The sequence below is a fragment of the Caulobacter sp. GW821-FHT09A05 genome (assembly GCF_059418465.1).
In genome coordinates this window covers 70,000-85,590 of the sequence record NZ_JBWKPX010000012.1, presented here as the reverse complement: position 1 = coordinate 85,590, position 15,591 = coordinate 70,000, and the positions used below count along the sequence as shown (strand labels likewise).

Sequence of the window (15,591 nt, the reverse complement as noted above, 5' to 3'; positions counted from 1 at the left end):
GCGGTCAGGTGGTCCCGTCGATCACCGGCCGGACCTCGACCGAGCCGTCGCCCGCCAGCGGCAGCTTGCGAGCCCAGGCCAGGGCTTCGTCCAGGTCGACGGCCTCGATCAGGTAGAAGCCGCCCAGCTGCTCCTTGCTCTCGGCGAACGGACCGTCGTGCAGGCCGCACTGGCCGCCGGCCCGGCGCACGGTGGTGGCGGCGTCGGTGGTCTTCAGACCCGCCCCGCCCCGGAGCAGGCCCTTCTCGACCAGCTCGGCGGCGAAGGCCTGGTGCTGGGCGATGATCTCCCGCCAGGCGCGGCCGTTCTCGTCGCGATAGGCGGCCTCGTCCTCATAGATCAGCAGGGCGTATTGCATGGATCGGTCCTCCTCGACGGCCGGGATCGGCAGGGGCGCCGTCCGGTCTCGGATCAGAGACGGGTCAGCCTGGCCGGACTCGACATTCGCCCGCAAGTTTTTCGGCGGGCCCGGTCGGCTGGCCTCAGGCGACCTCGTGCACGATCGCCCGGACCTCGACCTTGCCGCCCGGGATCTGCGGGATCTTCCGGGCCCAGGCCTCGGCGGCGGCCATGTCCGGCGCCTCGACCAGGTAGAAGCCGGCCAGCTGCTCCTTGGTCTCGGCGAACGGTCCGTCATGGACCACGTGGCCTTGAGCGGTCCGGGCGATGGTGCGGGCCGAGGGGGTGTCGACCAGCCGCGCGCCCAGCCACGTCACGCCGCTGGCCCGCAGCTCCGCCTGCACCGCCTCGTGCGCCGCGATGACGCCCGGCTTGATCGGATCGGTCTCGGGCCGCGCCCACTCGGCTTCGCTGGAATAGATCATCAGCAGGTACTTCATCGATCCCTCCGTCGGCGCACGGCGCGCGCCCTCGCTGGAAGACGCGCGAGGGTGAAGGAATTCGACAGGGGGCGGTGAAGAAAGTCGAGCGCGCGCGAACCCCCTCAGTCGCTTCGCGACAGCTCCCCCAGAGGGGGAGCATCGATCCTCCCCCTCTGGGGGCCGGAGGGGGTCAGCCCGCCAGCGTCTCCAGGAACCGCACCGGCGCGCCCGTCCCTTCGGCCACGATCTCGTCGTCGCGCATCACCACGGTCCCGCGCACGATGGTCGCCACCGGCCAGGCCTTGGCCTCGAAGCCGTCGAACGGCGTCCAGCCCGAGCGGGTGGCCATCCAGTCGTGGGTGATCGTGCGTCGGGCCTTCAGGTCGACGATGGTGAAGTCGGCGTCGAAGCCCTCGGCGATGCGGCCCTTGTCGGCCAGGCCGAAGATCCGGTTGACGCCATGGCTGGTCAGGTCGACGAAGCGCTCCAGGGACAGGCGGCCGTCGACCACGTGGGTCAGCATGATCGGAACCAGGGTCTGGACGCCCGGCATGCCCGACGGCGAGGCCGGATAGGGCCGGGCCTTTTCCTCGCGGGTGTGGGGGGCGTGGTCGCTGCCCAGCACGTCGGCGATGCCGGTCTCGATGCCGCGCCAGACCCCGGCGACGTGCTCGGCCGAACGGATCGGCGGGTTCATCTGGGCGAAACCCTTCAGCCGCTCATAGGCCTCGGGCGCGACCAGGGTCAGGTGCTGGGGCGTGACCTCGACGCTGGCCACGTCCTTGTGCTGGGCCAGGAAGTCGATCTCCTGATGGGTGGTGACATGCAGCACGTGGATGCGCTTGCCCAGGCTCTTGGCGATGCGCACCAGGCGCTGGGTCGACTGCAAGGCGGCCTGGGCGTCGCGGACCTCCGGGTGGCTGGTCCAGTCGCCGGGGCGAGCCAGCGAGCGACGCTCGGCCAGGCGGTACTCGTCCTCGGAGTGGAAGGCGGCGCGACGGTTGACGTGGCGCAGCACGTTCTCGACGCCCTCGTCGTCCTGGACCAGCAGGGTGCCGGTCGAAGCGCCCATGAACACCTTGATGCCGCAGCAGCCCGGCAGGCGCTCCAGCTCGCCCAGGAAGGTCGCGTTCTCGTGGGTGCCGCCCACATAGAAGGCGTGGTCGGTGTGCATGCGGCCCTTGGCGCGGGCCAGCTTGTCGGCCAGGGCGTCGGGGTCGGTCGTCGTCGGCTCGGTGTTGGGCATCTCGAACACCGCCACCACCCCGCCCAGGGCCGCGCCGCGCGAACCGCTCTCCAGGTCTTCCTTCCACTCGAGCCCGGGCTCGCGGAAGTGGACCTGGCTGTCGATCACGCCCGGCAGCACCGTCAGGCCGCTGGCGTCGAACACCTCGCCGGCCGAAGCCTGGCCGAGGTCGCCGATCGCGACGATCTTGCCGCCGCGCACGCCGATGTCGGTGAAGCCGCGTCCCGCGTGATTGACCACCTCGCCGCCGCGCACGATCAGGTCGAAGGTCTGGGTCATGGGCGTGGCTCCTGCGGGGCTTTTGTCGTGGGCTGGGGGCGGTCTAGGAGCCCACCCTAGCCGCCGCAAGATTTAAAATGGCCGCTTCCGGCATTGACCGCCGCGCGCGACGGGCGCACGCCCCCGTTGTCTTCCCAGCACGACGAGGCTCCCATGGACTTTTCCAGACTCCAGACCGCCAGCAAGGTCACGGACGAGTGGAAGTATCCGCAAGGGACGCCCAACCGCACCGGCATGCTGCAGGTCGACGCCGCGCCCGACCATACGCTCTACTGGGAGGAATACGGCGATCCCGCGGGCGAGCCGGTGATGTTCCTGCACGGCGGGCCGGGCGGGGCCTGCGCGCCGGTGATGTCGCGGTTCTTCGATCCGGCGCGCTACCAGGTGATCCTGTTCGATCAGCGCGGCTGCGGGAAAAGCACGCCGACGGTGGCCTCGCACGGTCCCGAGGTCGCCCTGCTGAAGAACGACACCGACCACCTGGTGGCCGACATCAACCGCCTGCGCGAGGCGCTCGGCGTCGACGGCCCGATGCACGTCTTCGGCGGCAGCTGGGGCAGCACCCTGGCCCTGGTCTACGCCATCCGCCACCCCGAGCACGTGGCCTCGCTGATCCTGAGGGGCGTCTTCCTGGGGACGCGCGAGGACCTGCTCTACATGTACCAGGGCAATGCGGCGGTGTTCGCGCAAACGCCCTACGCCCTCAGCGAGCCGGGCGCGTACGTGACCTATCCCGACGAGTGGAAGGCCTTCGTCGAGGTCATTCCGCCCGAGCGGCGCGGCGACATGATGGGCGCCTACAAGACGATCTTCGACGCCAGGCCCGAGGACGAGGCGGGCCGCCGAGTCCAACTGCGCGCGGCCGTGTCCTGGTCGGTCTGGGAGGGGGCGATCTCGAACATGATCCCCGAGACCGGCGCCCCGGGCAAGTTCGGCGAGGCCGACTTCGCCCTGTGCTTCGCCCAGATCGAGGCCCACTTCTTCGCCAGCGACCTGTTCCTGGAGCCAGACTACATCACCCTCAACGCCGCGCGGATCGCCCACCTGCCGATCCACATCGTCCACGGCCGTTTCGACCAGGTCTGCCCGCTGACCCAGGCTTCCCGGCTGGTCGCGGCCCTGGAGGCGGTCGGGGCCGCCCCGGCCACCTATGTGCGCACCAACGCCGGCCACAGCGCCATGGAGGCGCAGACGGTGCTGGCCCTGACGGCGATCATGGATGGACTGCCGAGGACCTAGCCCCCAACCTTCCGCTCATCCCGGCGAACGCCGGGACCCAGATGGAATGACTTTGAGGCTGACGCCAAAGAGCGCTGAGCCACTCCAATCATCCACACCGCCAAGGGATCTGGGTCCCGGCATTCGCCGGGATGAGCGGATCAAAAAATATGCTTCAACACCAGAACCGCACGTCCTAGGTGCGGTCCGCCTCGATCGCATCTTCAGAAGCCGACGCCTCGGCCGGCTCGGGATCAGCTTCCGGCGCCGCCACATCCTCCACCACCGCCTGGAGCGCCGGCGTCACCGCCGCGTCCTCGACGGTCGGCTCCTCGGCGTCCGCCTCGGCTGCGGCGACGTCCTTGGCCGCCTTCACCTCGGCCAGCAGCGCCTTGGCCGCCCGCACCACCGTGGCCACGGGCAGGTCGCTCATGTGGCGGATGGCCTGCGACAGGTCCGGATCGACGGCCAGGAACTGCTCGAACGAGCGCGGGCCGCGCACGGCCCTGGTCAGCGGTCCCCACGGGCCGTAGCGGCGCTCGTCGGACGGACCGAACAGGCCGATCGTCGGGACGCCCGCCGCGGCGGCGATGTGCATTAGGCCGCTGTCGTTGCCGATGAACAGGTCCGCGCGCTTCAAGGCCGCGTAGGCGGTCAGCAGGTCCACCTTGCCGGTCAGATCGACATAGCGGCCGCGGGCCGAGGCCATGCGCAGCTCCTCGACCATCCGCTCGTCACCAGGCCCGCCCAGGATCATCAGGCGCCCGCCCGCCATCGGACCGCCGGGCGCCAGCAGCTGCTGGGTGGTCTGGGCGAAGCGCTCGATCGGCCAGATCTTGCCCACCCAGTTCGAGGCCGGGCCGACGGCCAGGATCGGGCCGGTCGGCTCGCCCGGGCGCGGCGCCAGCAACTGGTCGGCCAGGGCCTGGACGTCGGGGGTGATGTAGAGGTGCGGGGCCGGCGGGTCGCCTTCCAGCTTCAGCACCTTGGCCGCCTCGACCACCTTGTGGAGGGGCTCGCCGGTGTTGCGTTTCCAGACGGCGCGCTTCTCGCGGCGCAGGAAATAGGCCGTGCCCGAGCCGCGCAGGTCGACGACCAGGCCCCACTTCCTGTGCCGCACCTGGTTCCACAGCTTGAACCAATGGCCCTTGCCCTTGCCCTTCTCCATGACGATCACCCGGTCCAGGCCGGGCACGTGGGCGAACAGCGGCGCGGCCAGCGGGCCGGAGACGATGGTGAAGCGGGCGTTGGGGATCTGGTCGGCGAGGAACTTGATCAGGCCCGACGACAGCACGGCGTCGCCGATCCGCGTGGCGGTGATGAAGAGAATCGGGAAGGCCCGCTGTGTCATCGGACTATGTATAGGGCGTCCGGCGAGTCGGCGCATCCCTCGATAACGGCTCAGCTTTCCCTTCCTGGAGGGGTGGCGCAAAGACGTGCGACGCGCCACATGGGAGGCATGAGCCAGACCCTGATCGCCGCCCTGCCCAGCCGCGCCGTCATCACCGTGGGCGGTCCCGACGCCAGGACCTTCCTGAATGGCCTGCTGACCCAGGAAATCGAGACGCTGGAGCCCGGCAAGCTCCGCTTCGCGGGCCTGCTAACCCCGCAAGGCCGGCTGCTTTACGACCTGTTCGTGGCGGGCCTGGAGGAAGGCCTACTCCTAGATGTGGCGGCGGAGCACCGCGACGCGATCGTCATGCGCCTGACCATGTACCGCCTGCGGTCCAAGGTGGACCTGGCGGCCGTCGATCTGACGGCTTTCGCCATCTGGCCCGCGACGGACGGCTTGGCCGATCCACGCCTGCCCGCGCTCGGGTCGCGGCTCTATACTCGCGGGCTGGAGACCACCGCCACCGAAGACGACTACGACGCCCACCGCCTCGCTCTCGGCGCGCCCGGCCCCGCCGACTGGGGGAGCGACAAGACCTATCCGATCGAGGCCAATTTCGACCTGCTCAACGGGATCGACTTCAAGAAAGGCTGTTTCGTCGGCCAGGAGACCACCAGCCGCATGAAGCGGCGCGGCGCGATCAAGACCCGCATGCTGCCGATCGTCTTCGACGGCCCGCCGCCGGCCTTCGGGACCGAGGTGCTGGCGGGCGAGCTGCGCGCCGGCGAGGTGCTGTCGGGCCGCGACGGCCGGGCCATGGCCCTGCTACGGCTGGACCGCCTTGAGGGCGCGGACCTGACGGCGGACGGCCGGGCGGTGACGGTCGAATGGCCCGACTGGGTCCCGGCGACGCCGTTGCCGAGTTCGTAGGGCTCTCAGAATCGGAGCATGAAGCCTCGTCCTTCGACAAGCTCAGGATGAGGCTTCAGGGTTAGACGCCGCGCCTCAGTAGAAATCCTCATCCTGAGCTTGTCGAAGGACGAGGATTTCGGCTCTGCGACAGGCCGGGCAGCGCGCCCCAATCGCCGTTGATCACCGCTTCCTTCTTCGCCCGGCTCCAACCCTTCAGGCGACGCTCCCAAGCGATCGCGTCGATGATCTGATCGAAATGTTCGCTCCAGACCAAGACGACCGGGCGCCGGCTGTAGGTAAAGGCCTGGGTATCGGCGCCTTGGTTATGCTCCGCGGCCCGCGTCGACGGATCGTCGCCACGATGCGAACCGACATAGTACATCCCGTCTGCGCATCTCAGGATGTAGACCCACGCCCCCTGCACGACCTCGTCCTTCGACAAGCTCAGGATGAGGTCGAACTTACATCTCGCTGGAGATAAAGTCAGCAGATGTTCCCGAAAAGTTCTGGAAATCCGTCGTGACCTCGGCCAAGCTCCGGCCCATGATCGAGATCCAACGCTGCACCTGGCGCGGCATGAACGGCGACCCGTTCTACGAGGCCTATCACGACACCGAATGGGGCGTGCCGGAGTACGACTCCCGCGCCCTGTGGGAGAAGCTGGTGCTGGACGGGTTCCAGGCCGGGCTGTCGTGGATCACCATCCTGCGCAAGCGCGAGGCCTTTCGCGCCGCCTTCGCCAACTTCGATCCCGACAAGGTGGCCCGGTTCGGCGACGCGGACCGAGCCCGGCTGATGGCCGACGCCGGCATCATCCGCTCGAACGGCAAGATCGACGCGGCGATCTCGGGCGCACGGATCTATTGCGACATGCGCGAGCGCGGCGAGGACTTCTCCACGCTGCTGTGGGACATGGTCGGCGGCAAGCCGGTCCAGAACCACTGGGTCGGCGGCGACGTCCCGGCCCAGACGCCCCTGGCCGTCGACATGGCCAGGATGCTCAAGGCCAGGGGCTTCAAATATTGCGGCCCGGTGATCGTCTATGCCTTCATGCAGGCCACGGGCCTGGTCAACGACCACCTGACGACCTGCTTCAGGCACGAGGAATGCCGCATGCTCGCGCGATAGGCGCCGCGCAGGAAGGGAGGGCGGTCCGGCTTTCCGCAAATGCGGTGCGAAAACAGAGCGTTGAAACCAGGCGACAACCGGCGCTCGTCACGACCTTGTCGAGCTTCTGACGCTCTACTGTTGCGAGACTCCGCCAAATAGGCGCAGTGGAGAGCTTGACCATGCGCCCTGCTCGCTTCCTGTTCCGACGTCTCGTCGCGATCGCGGCCGTGCTCGCCGCCAGCGCCGGCCCGGCGCTGGCCGAAACCTCGGCGGATCGGCCAAGAGCGGACCTGCGAGGCCGGCTCTATGACTGGGCCGACGGCGTGCTGGTGGTGGCCCACCGGGCCTGTCACGCGCCAGCGCCCTCGCGCGGCATGACCACCGCCCTGCCGGAGAACTCGCTGGCGGCGCTGGATCGCTGCGTGGCCCTGGGCGTCGACATGGTCGAGATCGATATCCGCCGCACCGCCGACGGCGCGCTGGTGGTCATGCACGACGCCACCGTCGACCGCACCACCAACGGCCGCGGCCGGGTTTCCGAGATGAGCCTGCGACGGTTCAAGGCGCTGCGCCTCGACGCCGCGGACGGCGGCCCGGCCGAGGCCCCGCCGACGCTCGCGGAATATCTGGCGCGGGCCCGGGGCCGCATCCTGGTCAATCTCGACGTCAAGGAGCCGATCGCCGAGCAGGTGGCCCAGGTCGTCCTGGCCAGCGGGGCCGGCGGGCAGGTCCTGGTCAAGGCCCGGGCCGAGGCGGGCTCCGCCCCGATGGCCGACCTGCCGCCCTATAGCGGCCTGGCCTTCATGCCGATGGTCGGCGGGGTCAACGGGCGCGGGGCCGGCGATCCGGCGAGGATCACCGCCAGGCAGGTCCTGGCCGAGAACCGCATTCCGGCGATCGAGCTGTGCGACCTGCCGCGCTCGGATTTCAAGGCCGTGCGGGCCGCCGCGCGGCTGGCGCGGGTGCGGCTGTGGAGCAACGCCCTGGCCGGCAAGGGCCTGAAGGGGTTCTGGGCGCGGGCTCGAGCGGGCGGCGCGGCGGCCGATGGACGGCGGACCTGGGCGCGGCTGATCGACGACGGCGTCAGCGTCATCCAGACCAACCGGCCCTCCGCCCTGCTCGACTATCTCGACGCCCGGGGCCTGCGCGGTCGCGCGCCGCCCGTCGTCAACGCCGCGCTCTAGGCGAGGCCAGGGGCGCGCCGAGCGGCTCGGACAGCCGCGACCAGCCCGCCTCCAGCCAGGGCGGAACCAGCCGCCGCGCGCCCGAGGCGGCGAGGTGGTCGTCGTCGAAATAGATCGGGCGGCCGTCGATCATGCCGGCGCAGCCGTCGTCGCGGCACAGGGTTTCGGTCGGGAAGACGGCGGTGACGCCCGGGCGGTCCTCGGCGGCCGCGCGGATCTCGGCTTCGGCCGGCATGGCGCGGGCCAGGGGCGGACCGGCCTCGACCCGGGCGCAGACGCCTGGACGTCCGCCCAGCTGGCGCTGCTGGGCCAGGCATTCGGGCGGGGCCAGGGTGAGCTCGGGCACGGGGCCGATCACCACCACCCGCAGGTCCGGCCGCCGCCGGGCGATGGCGTCCAGCGTCGCGGACAGGGCGGCGGACAGGTCCGGCCTGACGCCCGGCCGGGCGCGGGTGTCGACCGCCACGCGCGGCGAGTTGACGTCGTAGAACGGCGGGGCGTCGCGATACAGCGGCCAGCGCGCGGCCAGCACGACCAGGGTCAGCCTGCGGTCGGCGGCGATCTGGTCCAAGGTCCTGGCCGCCCAGGCTTCGCAGCCCCGGTCCAGGCGGCCGAAGACCCGCACCCGCACGCCGGCCAGCGGCGGACAGCCGCCCCGGGCGACCTCGCGCACGCTCCAGCCCCGGGCGCGCGCCCAGGCGACCACCCCCGGGGTGACGGCGTCGGCATGGGAGTCGCCCCAGACCAGCACCTGGTCACCTTCCGGGCTGGACCCGGCGTCGGGCGACGCGGCGAAGCGGCACGACTCGGGCGAGGCCCGGTCCGCCCCTTCGAAACACGCCGTGCGGGCCGGATTGACGTCGGTCACCTCGAGATCCGCCAGGGCCCGGGAGTCCGGCGACAGGCGCTGGGGCAGGCCGTGACCGAGGAACAGGACCGCTCCGGCCGCGACGGGAGCCAGCAGAAGCGGCAGGACGCGGCCCAGGCGCCGCCAGGGGCGGTCGACCGGGCCGCGCCGCAAGGGCTGCTCGACGAAGCGCCAGGTCAGGGCCGCCAAACCCAGGGACAGCGCCACGAGGCCCAGGCGCTGGACGATCGTCAGGGGCTGCTGGGCGACGTCGGCGGCCAGCACCAGCAACGGCCAGTGCCAGAGATAGAGCGAATAGGATATCCGCCCCACGGCCACGACGGGCGCGGCGCGCAGGATCGCCGCCGCGCCCGGCGCCACGCCCTGGCCGCTCCAGACCAGCAACGCCGCGCCGAGGCAGGTCGGGACCGCGCCGAGACCGGGGAAGGGGCTGGCCTCGGTCAGGGCGACCAGGCTCCAGGCGATCGCCAGCAGCCCGCTGGCCGCCGCCAGGTTGGCCGCGCGGCGATCGGCGGGCGGGGACGCCAGGCCCAGGGCCAGCACCCCGCCCGCCAGGAACTCCCAGACCCGAGTCGGCAGGTGGAAGAAGGCCGCCACGCCGCCGCCTCGGGCGACCAGGACCTGGGCCAGCACCAGCGACGCCGCCAGCAGCGCCAGGGCCAGCCCGGTCCGCGCCCGTCGCAGCCAGGTCAACGACAGCAGCGCGATCAGCGCCGGCCAGACCAGGTAGAACTGCTCCTCCACGCCCAGCGACCACAGGTGCAGCAGCGGGTTTTGCTGAACCGACGGCGCGAAGTAGCCTGGGCTCTGGGCGGCCAGGACATTGGCCAGGAACAGGCCCGAGGCCGCGGCCGCCGCTCCGGTCTGGGCCAGCAGGCGCGGCATCTCGATCCAGGCGGCCAGGACGACCGTGACCAGTGTCACCAGAACATAGGCCGGCACGATCCGCCGCGCCCGGCGCAGATAGAATCCGCCCCACGAGAACCGCCCCGCGTCGCGCGCCTCGACCAGGATCCGGGTGATCAGGAAGCCCGAGATCACGAAGAAGACGTCCACCCCGACGAAGCCGCCCGGCAGCACGGCCGGGAAGGCGTGGTGGACCACGATGGCCGCCACGGCCAGGGCGCGCAGCCCGTCGATATCGCGCCGATAGCCTTGGTGTTCCGCTTGATCGCGCCCCATGCCGCCCTCTGTTTTTACAATCGTAAACAGATAAGGCGGCGCGAACCCTCGCGGTCAAGAAAATTTATTACATATGTAATCGACAAGGCCCGGCGATGTCAGCCGAGAGCTGGGCCTCCAGCGCCTCCAGCACCTGGGCGAAGCCGGTGCGACAGACGAAGCCCAGCCGCGCCGCCGCGCGGGACGGGTCGTAGACCCGGTCGATGCTGCCGAACATCGTCCAGCCGCGCCGGGCGTAGAGGTCGGGAAAGCGCGGGAAGCAGCGGGCCACCACGGCGGGCGCGTCCCGGATCAGCGCCTCGACATCGGCCGGCGAGAACGGCGGCGGGGCCGAGACGATGAACAGGTCGAAACCCAGGTCCGGGGCGCGGGCCAGGGCCAGCAGGTGGGCCCGCGCGGCGTCCTCGACGGTCAGGCGACGAAACAGCAGCTCGTTGGCCTTGGTGTTCTCGTCCGACTGAGCGATGGCGTGGGCCATGTCGTCGGCCTCGGGAAAGAACCGGCTGGTGCGCAGCACCACCACCGGCAGGCCGTGTTCGCGATGGACCAGCCGGCACAGCTGCTCGGCGGCCAGCTTGGTGACGCCATAGATGTTGCGTGGCTGGACGGGACTGTCCTCGGTCAGCCACTCGGCCCGGCGCGCGCCGCCGGCGGCCCCGGCCCGGATGGTCTCGGAAATCATCAGCGAGGTGGTCGAGGTGAAGACGAACCGCCCCACGCCCTGGGCGACGGCCTCGTCCAGCAGGTTCAGCGCGCCGGTGACATTGACGTCCACGAAGGCCTGGCGATCGAAGCGCTCGATATCGGGCTTGTGCAGGGCGCCGGAATGGATCACCGCCTCGATCGCGTGGTCGCCGATGGCCTGGCGCACCAGGGCGCGATCGGCGACCGAGCCGACCACCGCGGTCTCGGACGAGGGGACGACGTCCAGCCCGGTCACCGCGTGGCCGGCGGCGCGCAGGGCCGGCGCCAGGGTCCGCCCCAGCCAGCCGGAGGATCCGGTCAACAGCACGCGCATGGTCTGGCCTCCTTCAGGAGGCCGCCTGATCGCATCCCCGGTTGGCGCGGCGAACGCATAAGTTATTCTGCCGCCATGGCCGCCCCGTCGTCCCTCGCCGCCCCCGCCCCGCCCCATGCTCTGGGACGGTCGCTGCGAGTCTGGCGCGCGGCGCGGCGGGTCAAGCAGGCCCATGCCGCCGAACTGCTGAGCGTCTCCCAGGCCACGATCTCGCGCTGGGAAGGCGGCGCCCTGGAGCCCTCGCCGCGCGAAGCCGCCCGGCTGGCCGACCTGCTGGCCGCCCGGCCGGAGTCCGACGCCGACCGCGCCCTGCTCGACCTGGTGGAAAGCTCGACCCAGGCCGCGCATCTGGTCTGCGACCTCTCCCATCGCCTGCTGGCCGCCTCGCCGTCGCGGGCCGCCGAATGGGGCCTGCCGGCGCAAGACCTGATCGGCGTGTCGCTGTGGCGCTACGCCAGCCCGGCGATCCAGGCGGCCGAGGCCGGGCTGGAGGCGGCCGGCTGGTACGAGCCCCTGCCCCCCAGCCTGACGGTCGAGACCGGCGCCAACGACTCCAACGAGGTGCCGATCCGCCCCGGCCGCATGAGCTGGACCCGCCTGCGCCTGGCCGACGGCCGTTTCGCGCGGCTGGTGGGGACTCAGGGCCTTTCCCCCTCCGGCCGAAACGGATTATGAGCGGGGTCGTGACCAAGTCCTCCGCCAAGGCCCCGCCCAAAGTCCCCATGGGCCCCGACATGATGCTGGAAGCCGCCTGCGGCCCCGGCCATGTCTGCGGCGTGGACGAGGCGGGGCGCGGGCCGTGGGCCGGACCGGTCAGCGCCGCGGCGGTGATCCTGGACCCGAACCGCGTTCCCAAGGGCCTCAACGACTCCAAGAAACTGACGGCCAAGGCCCGCGCGGCGCTGGAGATCGAGATCAAGTCGGTCGCGATCGCCTGGTGCGTGGGCTTGGCCAGTGTCGAGGAGATCGAGGAACTCAACATCCTGCACGCCGCCGGCCTGGCGATGCGGCGGGCGGTCGAGGGCCTGTCCGTCCAGCCGGCCATGGCCCTGGTCGACGGCAACTACGCGTTCAAGCTGCCCTGCCCGATCAAGACGGTGGTCAAGGGCGACAGCCTGTCGTGCTCGATCGCCGCCGCCTCGATCCTGGCCAAGGAAGCCCGCGACCGGATCATGGTCGAGATGGACGCGGTCTATCCGGGCTACGGCTTCGCCGGCCACAAGGGCTATCACGCCGCCGTCCATGTCGAGGGCCTGCGCAGGCTGGGCCCTTCGCCGATCCACCGGATGGGCTGGGCGCCGGTCAAGCTGGCCTTGGCGGGCGAACTCGCGCTCGGCGACCTGGACGACACGGCGTTCGACGACGAGTTGGGCGCCTAGCCCCCGTCTCGGGCGCTCAGGACGCCACGGCCAGTTTTCGAACCGGCCTGTAGCTGAGCCCATAGTCCAGCAGCACCACCCCGCGCTCCAGGGCCTCGACGCCGTTCAGCCGCATGGCGCGCAGACCCGGCGACGCCTTCGGAAACAGCGACCGGCCCTCGCCCAGCAGCACCGGCGCCACCAGCAACTCCAGCCGGTCCAGCGCCCCGGCCGCGATCATCCCCGCCATCAGTCGGCCGCCGCCGACCACCCAGACGTCGCCGTCGTCGAGGCCCCGCAGATGGTCGACCAGGGCCGGCAGGCCGTCGGTCCAGAACCGGGTCTTCTCGCGCACGCTGGAACCGCGCCCCGAGGTCAGCACCAGGGCCCGCTTGCCGGCGTAGGGCCAGCCGATCCCGAGGCTGGGAATCAGGTCGTAGGTCCGCCGGCCCATCACCACCGTGCCGATCTGGTCGATGAACCGCTGGTAGCCGTGGTCCACCGAAACGAACGGCGCCAGCGCCTCGACGCTTCCGTCGAGGCCGGCGACATAGCCGTCCAGGCTGGCGGCGATCAGTCCGCGAATGACGGCCATGGCTCCCCGAAAATCAGGCGCGAAAATCCGGTCGCCAGCATTTCAGAACATTTAGGGAACATCAAGTATCGCGCTGACGGCGCTGGATTTTCTGAGTCTGAGCAGACTCAATCCGTCGGCCACCGGCGGTGGTTAACAGCTGATAACCATGTCCATCAACACACTATTTACTAGCTAGACTCATGATTCCGCTCAGTGTTTTTGACGGGAAGCGGACATGTCCTTCGGGCCTGAAACCATCATCCAGGGCGACTGCATCGAGGCGATGAACGCCCTGCCCGAGAAGTCCGTGGACCTGATCTTCGCCGATCCGCCCTACAATCTGCAGCTGGGCGGCGACCTGCTGCGGCCCGACAATTCCAAGGTCGACGCGGTCGACGACCACTGGGACCAGTTCGAGAGCTTCGCCGCCTACGACAAGTTCACCCGCGAATGGCTGAAGGCCGCCCGCCGGGTGCTGAAGGACGACGGCGCGATCTGGGTGATCGGCAGCTACCACAACATCTTCCGCGTCGGCGTGGCCGTGCAGGACCTGGGCTTCTGGATCCTCAACGACGTGATCTGGCGCAAGTCCAACCCGATGCCCAACTTCAAGGGCACCCGCTTCGCCAACGCCCACGAGACCCTGATCTGGGCCTCCAAGAGCCAGGGCGCCAAGCGCTACACCTTCAACTACGACGCCCTGAAGATGGCCAATGACGAGGTGCAGATGCGCTCGGACTGGACCCTCCCGCTGTGCACCGGCGAGGAGCGCATCAAGGGCGCGGACGGGAACAAGGCCCATCCGACCCAGAAACCCGAGGCCCTGCTCTACCGGGTGATCCTGTCGACGACGAAGCCGGGCGACGTGATCCTGGACCCGTTCTTCGGCGTGGGCACCACCGGCGCGGCCGCCAAGCGCCTGGGCCGCCGGTTCGTCGGCATCGAGCGGGAGGCCGAATACATTGCCCACGCCAAGGCCCGCATCGCCAAGGTCACGCCGATCGCCCCGGCCGACCTGGACGTCATGGGCAGCAAGCGCGCCGAGCCGCGCGTGCCGTTCGGCACGATCGTCGAGGCCGGCCTGCTCAATCCGGGCGACACGCTCTACTGCGCCAAGGGCGCCCACGCCGCCAAGGTCCGCCCCGACGGCTCGATCAGCGTCGGCGACCTGTCGGGCTCGATCCACAAGGTCGGCGCCCTGGTGCAGTCAGCCCCGGCCTGCAACGGCTGGACCTACTGGCACTTCAAGACCGACAAGGGCCTGGCCCCGATCGACGTGCTGCGCAGCCAGGTGCGGGCGGGGATGAACTAGGTTTCAAGCCCGCTCGTCCCGGCGAATGCCGGGATGAGCGGTTGAGTCGTCAGACCAGCCGTTCCCGCCCCGCCTTCGCGGCCTTCAGGAACACGCTCGGCAGCGCAGCCAGCCCTGCCGGGTCGGTCCAAACGAACTCCCCCTCGCCGTTGCTCTCGGCCCGCAGCACCCGCAGGGTCAGGGCGAAGTGCGTGAAGACGTGCTCGACCGTCCCGACGTCGCGCCAGGCGCCGGCGGCGGGCGCCGCGACGTCGGCCTCCGCGTCGGTCCAGGGCGTCGCGCGCCAGTCGCTGGTCGGCAGGCCCAGCATGCCGCCCAACAGACCCTGGGGCGGACGGCGGACCAGGGCCGTGGCGTCGCCGCGGGTCAGCACATAGGCCACGCCGTGCCGACGGGGCCGGTCGCCCTTCTTCACCTTGCGCGGATAGGTCTCCGGCGCGCCGGTCCTGAAGCCCTCGCACCAAGGCTGGACCGGGCAGCGGTCGCACAGCGGGACCTTGGGCCGGCACACCGTCGCCCCCAGGTCCATCAGCGCCTGGGCCCAGTCGCCGGGACGCTCGGCCGTGACCAGTTCCCCGGCCAGGCGCTTCAGCTCGGGCTTGGCGTCGGGGACGGGATCCTCGACCGCGAACAGCCGGGCCATCACCCGCTCGACATTGCCGTCGACGACGTTGGCCGGCCGGTCGAAGGCGATGGCGGCCACGGCGGCGGCGGTGTAGGCGCCCACGCCGGGCAGGGCGCGCAAGGACTCCTCGGTGTCGGGAAAGACGCCGCCGTGATCCGCCGCCACGGCCCGGGCGCAGGCCAGCAGGTTGCGGGCCCGGGCGTAGTAGCCGAGGCCGGCCCACGCCGCCATGAGGTCGCCGTCCTCGACCGCCGCCAGGTCCGACACCGTCGGCCAGCGCCGGGTGAAGCCCAGGAAATAAGGCGTGGCGTGCGGCACGGTGGTCTGCTGCAGCATCACCTCCGACAGCCAGACGCGGTAGGGATCCGAGCGCCGCCCGGCCTTGCCGGCCGCCGGCCCGGTGCGCCAGGGCAGGTCCCGCGCCTGGGCGTCGTACCAGGCCAGCAGGGCGGCGCGGAGGGCGGGGATGTCGAGCATGGGGGAGCTATGGCAAAACCACTCCACCGTTGTCATCCCGGAAAGCGCGGAGCGCTTGTCCGGGCCCCAGG

General features: G+C 70.7%; 16 protein-coding genes and 1 pseudogene. 7 read left to right on the top strand and 10 right to left on the bottom strand.

Annotated features, from left to right (window positions below):
- Positions 1-4: 4 nt before the first annotated feature.
- From AC07NX_RS13465 to AC07NX_RS13455, 3 genes are all read right to left on the bottom strand, one after another.
- Positions 5-358 (bottom strand): YciI family protein, encoded by a 354-nt coding sequence (locus AC07NX_RS13465; protein WP_494642393.1) that lies wholly within the window; start codon positions 356-358, stop codon positions 5-7.
- 124 nt (positions 359-482) lie between these two features.
- The gene (locus tag AC07NX_RS13460; protein WP_494642392.1) at positions 483-839 is read right to left on the bottom strand and encodes a YciI family protein; all 357 of its coding nucleotides are present in this window, start codon (positions 837-839) and stop codon (positions 483-485) included.
- 172 nt (positions 840-1,011) lie between these two features.
- Positions 1,012-2,346, bottom strand: a complete 1,335-nt coding sequence (locus AC07NX_RS13455; RefSeq protein ID WP_494642391.1) for a dihydroorotase — start codon at positions 2,344-2,346, stop codon at positions 1,012-1,014.
- A gap of 153 nt (positions 2,347-2,499) precedes the next feature.
- On the opposite strand from AC07NX_RS13455, the gene pip reads away from it, so the two are divergent.
- The gene (gene pip / locus AC07NX_RS13450) at positions 2,500-3,585 is read left to right on the top strand and encodes a prolyl aminopeptidase (RefSeq protein ID WP_494642389.1); all 1,086 of its coding nucleotides are present in this window, start codon (positions 2,500-2,502) and stop codon (positions 3,583-3,585) included.
- A gap of 175 nt (positions 3,586-3,760) precedes the next feature.
- On the opposite strand, the gene AC07NX_RS13445 is transcribed toward pip, so the two are convergent.
- Positions 3,761-4,915, bottom strand: coding sequence for a glycosyltransferase family 9 protein (locus tag AC07NX_RS13445; RefSeq protein WP_494642387.1), 1,155 nt, complete (start codon positions 4,913-4,915; stop codon positions 3,761-3,763).
- 108 nt (positions 4,916-5,023) lie between these two features.
- Between AC07NX_RS13445 and ygfZ the strand changes: the two genes are divergently transcribed.
- Positions 5,024-5,827, top strand: coding sequence for a CAF17-like 4Fe-4S cluster assembly/insertion protein YgfZ (ygfZ, locus tag AC07NX_RS13440; RefSeq protein WP_494642386.1), 804 nt, complete (start codon positions 5,024-5,026; stop codon positions 5,825-5,827).
- A gap of 11 nt (positions 5,828-5,838) precedes the next feature.
- On the opposite strand, the pseudogene AC07NX_RS13435 reads toward ygfZ, so the two are convergent.
- Positions 5,839-5,980, bottom strand: a pseudogene (locus AC07NX_RS13435) (hypothetical protein); the annotation flags it as partial.
- Positions 5,916-6,251: a GIY-YIG nuclease family protein gene (locus AC07NX_RS13430; protein ID WP_494642384.1), complete on the bottom strand. Its 336-nt coding sequence runs from the start codon at positions 6,249-6,251 to the stop codon at positions 5,916-5,918. The gene AC07NX_RS13430 and the pseudogene AC07NX_RS13435, both read right to left, overlap by 65 nt.
- A 101-nt stretch (positions 6,252-6,352) precedes the next feature.
- Between AC07NX_RS13430 and AC07NX_RS13425 the strand changes: the two genes are divergently transcribed.
- Together AC07NX_RS13425 and AC07NX_RS13420 are read left to right on the top strand one after the other, a co-directional pair.
- Positions 6,353-6,937 (top strand): DNA-3-methyladenine glycosylase I, encoded by a 585-nt coding sequence (locus tag AC07NX_RS13425; RefSeq protein WP_494642383.1) that lies wholly within the window; start codon positions 6,353-6,355, stop codon positions 6,935-6,937.
- Between the two features lie 161 nt (positions 6,938-7,098).
- Complete coding sequence (locus AC07NX_RS13420) at positions 7,099-8,103, top strand: glycerophosphodiester phosphodiesterase family protein (RefSeq protein ID WP_494642381.1); 1,005 nt, start codon at positions 7,099-7,101, stop codon at positions 8,101-8,103.
- On the opposite strand, the gene AC07NX_RS13415 is transcribed toward AC07NX_RS13420, so the two are convergent.
- Positions 8,087-10,153, bottom strand: coding sequence for an acyltransferase family protein (locus AC07NX_RS13415; protein WP_494642380.1), 2,067 nt, complete (start codon positions 10,151-10,153; stop codon positions 8,087-8,089). The two genes, AC07NX_RS13420 and AC07NX_RS13415, sit on opposite strands and share 17 nt — an antisense overlap.
- 67 nt (positions 10,154-10,220) lie before the next feature.
- Positions 10,221-11,171 carry an NAD-dependent epimerase/dehydratase family protein gene (locus AC07NX_RS13410; protein ID WP_494642378.1) on the bottom strand — a complete coding sequence of 317 codons (951 nt, stop codon included), beginning with the start codon at positions 11,169-11,171 and terminating at the stop codon, positions 10,221-10,223.
- Positions 11,172-11,246: 75 nt separating this feature from the next.
- Here AC07NX_RS13410 and AC07NX_RS13405 point away from each other — a divergent pair, with 75 nt between their 5' ends.
- Positions 11,247-11,846, top strand: a complete 600-nt coding sequence (locus AC07NX_RS13405; protein ID WP_494642377.1) for a helix-turn-helix transcriptional regulator — start codon at positions 11,247-11,249, stop codon at positions 11,844-11,846.
- 47 nt (positions 11,847-11,893) lie between these two features.
- Positions 11,894-12,550, top strand: coding sequence for a ribonuclease HII (gene rnhB, locus AC07NX_RS13400; protein ID WP_494642494.1), 657 nt, complete (start codon positions 11,894-11,896; stop codon positions 12,548-12,550).
- Between the two features lie 16 nt (positions 12,551-12,566).
- Here the strand turns inward: rnhB and AC07NX_RS13395 are convergent, their stop codons facing one another.
- Positions 12,567-13,124 carry a dihydrofolate reductase family protein gene (locus tag AC07NX_RS13395; RefSeq protein WP_494642376.1) on the bottom strand — a complete coding sequence of 186 codons (558 nt, stop codon included), beginning with the start codon at positions 13,122-13,124 and terminating at the stop codon, positions 12,567-12,569.
- A 217-nt stretch (positions 13,125-13,341) separates the two neighbouring features.
- Between AC07NX_RS13395 and AC07NX_RS13390 the strand changes: the two genes are divergently transcribed.
- Positions 13,342-14,418 (top strand): site-specific DNA-methyltransferase, encoded by a 1,077-nt coding sequence (locus AC07NX_RS13390; RefSeq protein ID WP_494642374.1) that lies wholly within the window; start codon positions 13,342-13,344, stop codon positions 14,416-14,418.
- Between the two features lie 49 nt (positions 14,419-14,467).
- On the opposite strand, the gene mutY is transcribed toward AC07NX_RS13390, so the two are convergent.
- Complete coding sequence (gene mutY / locus AC07NX_RS13385; protein WP_494642372.1) at positions 14,468-15,520, bottom strand: A/G-specific adenine glycosylase; 1,053 nt, start codon at positions 15,518-15,520, stop codon at positions 14,468-14,470.
- Positions 15,521-15,591 lie beyond the last annotated feature (71 nt).